Annotated in this window: 7 protein-coding genes; 6 read left to right on the forward strand and 1 reads right to left on the reverse strand. The window is 60.5% G+C overall.

Features of this window, described 5'->3' with window-relative positions:
* Positions 1 to 481: alanine dehydrogenase (locus MOV61_RS27475; protein WP_408962440.1), on the reverse strand; the 481-nt coding region annotated here is incomplete at its 3' end.
* Between the two features lie 155 nt (positions 482 to 636).
* Here MOV61_RS27475 and MOV61_RS27480 point away from each other — a divergent pair.
* The 6 genes from MOV61_RS27480 to MOV61_RS27505 form a co-directional block, all read left to right on the forward strand.
* Positions 637 to 1,098 carry an Lrp/AsnC family transcriptional regulator gene (locus tag MOV61_RS27480; protein ID WP_038542299.1) on the forward strand — a complete coding sequence of 154 codons (462 nt, stop codon included), beginning with the start codon at positions 637 to 639 and terminating at the stop codon, positions 1,096 to 1,098.
* Between the two features lie 93 nt (positions 1,099 to 1,191).
* Positions 1,192 to 1,521: a PilZ domain-containing protein gene (locus MOV61_RS27485; RefSeq protein ID WP_247138854.1), complete on the forward strand. Its 330-nt coding sequence runs from the start codon at positions 1,192 to 1,194 to the stop codon at positions 1,519 to 1,521.
* A 352-nt stretch (positions 1,522 to 1,873) separates the two neighbouring features.
* Positions 1,874 to 3,457, forward strand: coding sequence for a sensor histidine kinase (locus tag MOV61_RS27490; RefSeq protein WP_247138855.1), 1,584 nt, complete (start codon positions 1,874 to 1,876; stop codon positions 3,455 to 3,457).
* A complete protein-coding gene (locus MOV61_RS27495; RefSeq protein WP_038542293.1) occupies positions 3,454 to 3,822 on the forward strand; it encodes a response regulator in 369 nt (122 codons plus the stop codon). The genes MOV61_RS27490 and MOV61_RS27495 overlap by 4 nt, the downstream gene beginning before the upstream one ends.
* 158 nt (positions 3,823 to 3,980) lie before the next feature.
* Entirely contained in the window at positions 3,981 to 5,969 is a 1,989-nt protein-coding gene (locus MOV61_RS27500) for a bifunctional 2',3'-cyclic-nucleotide 2'-phosphodiesterase/3'-nucleotidase (RefSeq protein ID WP_247138856.1), read from the forward strand.
* 79 nt (positions 5,970 to 6,048) lie between these two features.
* Positions 6,049 to 6,417 (forward strand): PhzF family phenazine biosynthesis protein (locus MOV61_RS27505; RefSeq protein ID WP_247138857.1); only part of this gene is annotated, 369 nt, incomplete at its 3' end.

The raw sequence follows: 6,417 nt of genomic DNA on the forward strand, positions 1-6,417 counted from the left end.
CGAGCAGGATGCCACGGCCGCCATGGGCCTTCTGCAGTGCGGTGGCGCCGGCCTGGATTGCCAGACGTCCGGCGACTTCCGACATCGGGGCCAAGAGCGGCAGCCCGCCGCGGTCGTCGGTAACGGTCTCATAGGCGATGGCGGTGACGCCGGAGGCGAGCAGACCCTTGGTCTGTTCCGGATCGGGCGCGAGATGAAGGTAGGTATAAAGAAGCTGGCCGTCGCGGAGCTGCGCCCATTCGGAGGGCTGCGGTTCCTTGACCTTGACGACCATGTCGGACTTTTCGAAGATTTCCTTTGCCGAACCGACGATCCTGGCCCCGGCTGCCACATAGGCGCCGTCATCCGCGCCGATGCCTGCGCCGGCCTTGGTTTCGATCAGGACCTCGTGGCCGTGGGCCACATATTCACGTACCGCGCCGGGCGTCAGCCCCACGCGGTATTCATGGTTTTTGATTTCCTTCGGGCATCCGACACGCATGCAGCGTTCCTCTCAGGTTGTGGCTTTCGCCGATTGATGTTCCCGCTGGGGAGCTAACCAGAGAATCGTGCGAATGTCCTTGCGAAGACAAATTGCGAAAGCTCGTATTTTCGCAGATAATTGCGTTGAACGTGATTATTTCGAAGGATCCACCAATGAGCGCCATGGATGCCATTGATCTTGCGATCATGCGAACCCTGCAGCAGGACGGCCGCATCTCCAATGCCGAGCTTGCCGAGCGGGTCGGGCTGTCCCCGTCCGCCTGTTCGCGGCGGCTCGACATCCTTGAGAAAAGCGGCACGATCAGCGGTTATCACGCCCGCCTTTCCAACAAGGCGCTCGACTACAAGATGATGGTGATCGTCCACATCTCGCTGTCCGGCCAATTCGCCAAGACGCTCACCGAATTCGAGGCGGCAGTGAAACTCTGCCCCAACGTTCTGGTCTGTTACCTGATGTCCGGCGAATACGACTACATCCTGCGGGTCGCAGCCAAGGATCTGGAGGATTACGAACGCATCCATCGAGACTGGCTGTCGGCGCTGCCGCATGTGGTGAAGATCAATTCGAGCTTTGCGCTGCGCGAAATCATCGACAGGCCGAATGTAGGACTGTGATTGGAGTCACTCGACTTTTACGGATCGTCCTAAAGGGATTTCAAGGCAATGCGTGTATCTTCCGCGCCTTAAGGAACAACGAGGGATGAGATCATGATCAACGGACGAATGAAGACCCGCAGCGCGGAGCGCAAGAAGACCCGTATCCTGGGTACCGTCAGATATTTCAACCAGGCCGTGGAAGGGCGTGTTACCGATCTCTCGGCAACCGGCATGGCGCTTGATCTCGGAGGTCGCGTTTTTCATGCCGCGGATGGCAGTCAGGTCCGGGTCGAAAGCCAGGAATTCGGCATCCTGGAAGGCACCGTCAAGTGGCGCCGCAGCGGCCGGCTCGGCGTGCAGTTCAGCATCAACAGCAATGCGGTGGCGCAGGTCTCGTCCTATTTCCGCTTCTTCCATAAGGATGCGCCGGCCTCCCGCTGAATCGGTCGGTGCATCCCCGCCACCATCCAATTTTCAACACATTCACGATCCCTCGAATCACCACGCATAAACAGCGACAATGTAAAGGCCACGGATGCCAGAAATATCCAGCCGAAATGAGCATTTACCAAATATTTACTACTTGCCGTTGAGTTGATAAATGATAAAGTCCTAATTTATCCGGAGCATTAAAACCAAAGCCCGCCCTCGTTGAGAGTAGGCGGCTGTTCAAGTGTCCCAGTTTTTCCCGCCTGCATTGAGCGCCTAGTCACAGCGCGCAGGCAAAACCAAGGATGCTTCGATGGTTGCTGTTCCTTTTGCCTCGCCCTCCACGACATCGCGGGTTGCACGTATGCGGGCTACCCTCGTTACATGGCTGGCAGCTGGTCTCCTGGCGCTGGGGGGCCTTCTGGCGGTGTCGAACGGCTTCTTCCTTGCTACCTATACTTTGAGTGCGGCGACGATCCTTCTGGCGCTTGCTGCGGCCGCCTTCGCAGCGTCCATCTGGGCCAAACGAAGGATACGGCGCGATATCGATGCCAAACTCGGCCGGCTCGAAAGATTCATGCAGACATTCGGACAGACGCAGGGCACCTTGCGCGGTCTCGACGGCAGGATCGTGCTCTGGGGGATCGGCGCAGAACGGCTTTACGGCTATTGCGAAGAAGAAGCCCTGGGGAAAAATGGGTTCGACCTTCTCCACACCCGTTTCCCCATCCCGTTCGAGGAAATCAATGCGATCCTCGCGCGCGACGGCGAGTGGCAGGGTGAACTCACGCGTCGCCACAAGGATGGCAGAGAGATCCACATCATCGGCAAATGGTCGCTGATCCGCGGCGAAGCCGGGGAGCCGGAAGTTGCGATTGAAGTCAGCAGCGACATCACCTCCATCAAGCTCGCCCAAAGGCAGCTCCATCAGACCAACGCCCTGCTCCGCGCCATCCTGGAGACCGCGCCGGGGCTGATCTACGCCAAGGACCTGCAGGGCCGCATCATCCTGGCGAATGTCTCGACGCTCGACCTGATCGGCAAGCCTTGGCCCGAAGTCGAAGGACGCACGGACCTGGAGTTTCTGGACAGCAAAGGCCAGGCCGAAGCGGTGATGGTCAACGACCGTCGGATCATGGATCAGGCGAGGACCGAAGAATTCGAAGAGGTCATTAGCCGCGAGGGCCGCCACCCACGGGTCTGGTCGTCGACCAAAGCTCCGTTGCGTGATGCCGATGGCAAAGTCATCGGCCTGGTCGGCGTCTCGGTCGAAATCACCGAGAGGAAACGGATCGAGGAGCGGCTGCAACTCATGGTCAACGAGTTGAACCACCGCGTCAAAAACACGCTTGCGACCGTCCAGGCCATTGCCTCCCAGACCCTGCGGGGCGGCGATCCGATCGTGCGCCAGAACCTGGAGCGGCGCCTCATGGCGCTGGCGGCCGCACATGACGTGCTCACCCGCGAAAAATGGGAGGGGGCAAGTATCGACGATGTGGTCACCGGTGCACTGGCACCGTTTGGCGAGGGCGGCGACCATCGCTTCGCGGTCTCTGGCCCATCGCTCCGGCTGCTGCCGCGGGCCGCGCTCGCGCTTGCCATGGGTCTGCACGAACTGACGACCAATGCCCTGAAATACGGCGCGCTCTCGACGCTTAACGGTCAGGTCGCGATAAACTGGCAGATTGTCGAGGGTGCCAAACCTCTGCTGCGATTGACATGGATCGAAAGCGGCGGACCGCCTGTCGCCGTGCCGTCGAGACGAGGGTTCGGCGTCAGGCTGATCGAGCGCAGCCTTGCCCAGGATCTCGGCGGCAAGGCATCGGTGATATTCGATCAGCCTGCCGGGATCGTCGGGACGATCGAGGCGCCGCTCTGCGACGTCGTCGTCTCGGCCGAGGTGACGCCCTTCCTGCCAATGGGTGCCCTGCAAGCGGGTGCAAGGTGAACGATGCCCAGATCTTTGTCGGAATTCGCGTCCTCATCATCGAGGACGAGGCACTTGTTTCGATGATGCTCGAAGAGTTCCTGGAGCAGATCGGCTGCAGGATGATGGGGACGGCCTCGCGGCTCGATGATGCGATTATCAAGGCCCGGTCGCTTCCCCTGGACATGGCCCTGCTGGACGTAAACCTCGCCGGCGAAGCCAGCTTTCCAGTCGCCGAGATCCTTACCGCGCGGGACATCCCCTTCATTTTCGTGACCGGATATGGACCGCTCGGCCTGCCTGCCGACATGCGCCATATCCCCGTCCTTCCCAAACCCTTCCAGATGGCCCAGCTCGTCGACGCGATGCGGATGGCGGCCTATTGACGCGTCGGGTTAGCACCTCTTCCTGACCGCCTCTAGGACAGAGCCCGCGATCATCACACCATCTCCTCCACCGCTTCAGAATCCGCTTGGAGATACAATCCTCGCGCGTCAATATGGCGCCGAATTGTCGCTCACCGGTCCGCTCCAAGGAGGCTGCCATGCCATCGCTTAACGATCTTCACCCGATCACCCGCCGCTCGCTGCTCGGAGGTTTTGCCGCCTCGTCGGCGCTTGTCATGCTGCACCCGTTTGCTGCCCGTGCGGCCGGCAATCAGGCACATCTTCGCATCATGGAAACGACCGACATCCACGTTCACGTCTTCCCTTACGATTATTACGCCGACAAGCCGAACGACACGCTTGGCCTTGCCCGCACCGCCTCGATCATCGACGCAATCCGTGCCGAAGCCGGCAACTCCATGCTGATCGACAATGGCGACTTCCTGCAGGGCAACCCCATGGGCGACTACATGGCCTATGAGCGCGGCATGAAGGACGGCGACAAGCACCCGGTCATCAAGGCGATGAACGTACTCGGCTACGATGCCGGCACGCTCGGCAACCATGAATTCAACTACGGTCTCGACTTTCTGTTCAAGGTGCTGGCGGGCTCCGGCTTCCCTTACGTCTGCGCCAACCTCACCAAAGGCATGCTCGCCTCCGACCCTAAAAAGGACGAGCTTTTCCTGAAGCCTTATGTGATCGTCGAGAAGAAGATCAAGGATGGCTCGGGCGCTGAAAGCCCGATCAAGGTCGGCTTCATCGGCTTCGTGCCGCCGCAGATCATGACCTGGGATGCGAAGAACCTCGAAGGCAAGGCACAGACCCGCGACATCATCGAGGCCGCCAAGGCCTGGGTGCCGGTCATGAAGGAAGAAGGTGCCGACGTCGTCATCGCGCTTTCCCATTCGGGTATAGACGGCGGGGGCCCGGGCGACCGTATGGAGAACGCGTCGCTCTATCTCGCCGGCGTTCCCGGCATCGACGCGATCTTCACCGGCCACCAGCATCTCGTTTTCCCGAACAGCAAGGATTTCGACGGGGTCAAGGGGGCCGATACCAAGAAGGGCACGCTGCAGGGCAAGCCCGCCGTCATGGGCGGTTTCTGGGGCTCGCATATGGGCCTGATCGACCTGCTCGTAGAAAAGGACGGCAAGGGTTGGAAAGTCGTGGACTTCACCTCCGAAGCCCGGCCGATCTACCACCGCGACGACGCCAAGAAGATCGTCGCCGACGTCAAGGACAAGCCGGAAATCATCGCGGCCGCCAAGGAGGAGCATGAGGCGACGCTCGCCTATATCCGCCGCGCGGTCGGCAAGAGCTCGGCGCCGCTCTATTCCTATTTCGCGCTGGTCGCCGACGATCCGTCGGTGCAGATCGTCGCCAATGCGCAGACCTGGTACATCAAGGACATGCTGAAAGAGGGCCAGTATAAGGACATTCCCGTGCTCTCGGCCGCGGCACCCTTCAAGGCCGGCGGCCGCGGCGGTGCCGAATATTTCACGGATGTCCCGGCAGGCGACATCGCCATCAAGAACGTCGCCGACCTCTATCTCTATCCGAATACTGTGCAGGCGGTGCTGATTACCGGAGCACAGGTCAAGAACTGGTTGGAAATGTCGGCCGGGATGTTCAATCAGGTTGCGTCAGGTGCCAAGGACGCACCTCTCCTCAACAACGATTTCCCGTCCTACAATTACGACGTCATCGACGGCGTCACCTACCAGATCGACCTGTCGCAGCCGACCCGCTTCGACAAGGACGGCAAGCTCGTCAATGCCAACTCCAACCGCATCGTCGACCTCAAGTACAACGGCAAGCCGATCGATCCGGCCCAGAAATTCGTGGTGGCGACCAACAACTACCGCGCCGGCGGCGGCGGCAAGTTCCCGGAAATCGCCGGCGACAAGGTGATTTTCGTGGCTCCCGACACCAACCGCGACGTGATCGTCCGCTATATCGTCGAACAGGGCACGATCAACCCGTCGGCCGACGCCAACTGGTCGTTCAAGCCGCTGCCTGGTACAAGCGCGATCTTCGAGACCGGCCCCAAGGCCCGCCAGTTCGCTACCGCAGTCAAGGGTGCCAAGATCGAGGACGCCGGCGACGGCGAGAACGGTTTTGCCAAGTTCCGGCTCGTGCTGTAACGGCCAATATCACCTTTCGGCAATATTTGGACGGCAGCCTTGGCTGCCGTCTTTCTTTTCAACTGCATGAGGCAAGGCAATGCCAAAATTCTCCTTCCAGCAAGTCGACGTCTTCTCCAGCCAGCCGATGCGCGGTAATCCGCTTGCCGTGGTGATCGGCGCCGATGGACTGAGCGGCACGCAGATGCAGTCCTTCGCCAACTGGACCAATCTCAGCGAAACGACATTCCTGCTCGAGCCGACCGATCCGAGGGCCAGCTACCGGGTGAGGATTTTCACACCGTCGCAGGAACTGCCTTTCGCCGGCCATCCGACGCTCGGCAGTGCGCATGTCTGGCTCTCGCAGCAACAGACATCACCGACCGGCGACATCGTGCAGGAATGCGGCGCGGGCCTCGTCCGCATCCGCCGTGACGGCAATCGGCTTGCGTTTGCGGCGCCGCCGCTG

Source organism: Neorhizobium sp. BETTINA12A (assembly GCF_023006485.1).
GTDB lineage: Bacteria > Pseudomonadota > Alphaproteobacteria > Rhizobiales > Rhizobiaceae > Neorhizobium.

What these genes read in the sequence shown, in the direction of transcription:
- MOV61_RS27480 (WP_038542299.1), top strand. Translation starts at nt 637, where the DNA reads ATGAGCGCCATGGATGCCATTGATCTTGCGATCATGCGAACCCTGCAG.
- MOV61_RS27485 (WP_247138854.1), top strand. Translation starts at nt 1,192, where the DNA reads ATGATCAACGGACGAATGAAGACCCGCAGCGCGGAGCGCAAGAAGACC.
- MOV61_RS27490 (WP_247138855.1), top strand. Translation starts at nt 1,874, where the DNA reads ATGCGGGCTACCCTCGTTACATGGCTGGCAGCTGGTCTCCTGGCGCTG.
- MOV61_RS27500 (WP_247138856.1), top strand. Translation starts at nt 3,981, where the DNA reads ATGCCATCGCTTAACGATCTTCACCCGATCACCCGCCGCTCGCTGCTC.